Raw genomic sequence first — 1,192 nt, 5'->3', positions numbered from 1 at the left:
TCAGCGGACCGCCCGCAGGTCGGCGAGGTCTTGGACGCTCGCACCGTCCAGGACGAGGGCGATCTCGGTCAGGACGCGTTCGTCGGTGCTCGGGGTGGCGTGCGCGGTGAGTGACGCGATGAGCGCGACCCTCTCGCGCGGCGTGGTGGCCATCAGGCGGTGCCTCCTGGAAGCTCGAGTAGGCCTTGGCCGCCGGCGACGCGCGCTTCGTGCAGTACGCGCTGGCGGGTCTCGGCATGGTGGTCGCGGTCGTAGCTGAGGTGGCATCCCTGGCACATCGCCCGGAGGTTGTCGTCAGTGCAGTGCTCCGGGGTGTGGTCCAGGTGGGCGACGGTCAGGACGACCCGCGACCCAGTGCCGAAGGCCAGACGGCCATTCCGGTTCCAGCACCGCCCATCCGCGCTGATGTGTGCGGCAGGCCTGCCGCACTCCCCGCGGCACTCGCAGCGCCCCTGCGCCCGCTCGGTGCGGATCCGGAAACTGATCGCGCGCCAGTCGTCGGGGTAGCGTCCTCGGTTCTCTGGGCGGATCGGCATCACACTTCGCCTCCTTCAGGTCGGGTGTCGGCGGCGTAGACGGCCAGGGCCATCGCCTGCCAGACGTCGGCGGCGAAGCCGTGGAAGAAGCCCGGGGCGGCCTTGGTGCCCTTGCCGTGGTTGGGTTGCGCGGGTGCGAACCGGTCGACGAGGGCCTGGCGGACGTTCGAGTCGTTCGCCTTGGCGGAGTGGCACAGGTGGGTCTTGACGGGCAGTCGCTTGATGAGCGCGGGCTCGCGGCCGGTGCGGTCGGTGAGGGTCTGGGCGAAGCGCCCGATCCACACACAGGTGTCGAAGACCTCGGCGCCGACAGCCATGCCGTAGGAGGCGACCATCTCGATGACGGCGACGGGGATTGTGCCGAGCGAGGTGAGCTGGAGCGCGAGGAGGAGCTCGCCGTTCGGGGTCTTGCCGAACGCGGTCGGCTCGCACGTGGCGGAGTCGATGACGACCCACCCGGACTCGGTCGGTCCGGGGTCGATGGCGAGCAGGGTGCTCATGCCGACTCCTCCTCGTCGTCGTGGTTGTGGCAGGTGCACTCGCACGCGTACCCGCCGACGACACCGCCCCCGCATGTCTCGTGCCGCTTGCGCAGGCAGTGCCGGGTGCGATGCCGACCGGGTGGTGGGGTGGGTCGTGGTGGGCAGGGCGTGTGC

2 protein-coding genes are annotated in these 1,192 nt (G+C 70.7%); both read right to left on the bottom strand.

The window, feature by feature from the left end; genetic code table 11:
* Nucleotides 1-153, bottom strand: coding sequence for a hypothetical protein (locus ABWK99_RS16025; protein ID WP_372595680.1), 153 nt, complete (start codon nucleotides 151-153; stop codon nucleotides 1-3).
* A 382-nt stretch (nucleotides 154-535) separates the two neighbouring features.
* Nucleotides 536-1,036 (bottom strand): hypothetical protein, encoded by a 501-nt coding sequence (locus ABWK99_RS16020; protein ID WP_372595679.1) that lies wholly within the window; start codon nucleotides 1,034-1,036, stop codon nucleotides 536-538.
* Between the last annotated feature and the right edge of the window lie 156 nt (nucleotides 1,037-1,192).

This window comes from Actinotalea sp. (genome assembly GCF_041597215.1).
Lineage (GTDB): Bacteria > Actinomycetota > Actinomycetes > Actinomycetales > Cellulomonadaceae > Actinotalea.
This window is presented reverse-complemented; position numbering and strand designations above follow the sequence as displayed.

Coding starts and splice junctions, on each gene's coding strand:
- ABWK99_RS16025 (WP_372595680.1), bottom strand. CDS start 153: ATGGCCACCACGCCGCGCGAGAGGGTCGCGCTCATCGCGTCACTCACC.
- ABWK99_RS16020 (WP_372595679.1), bottom strand. CDS start 1,036: ATGAGCACCCTGCTCGCCATCGACCCCGGACCGACCGAGTCCGGGTGG.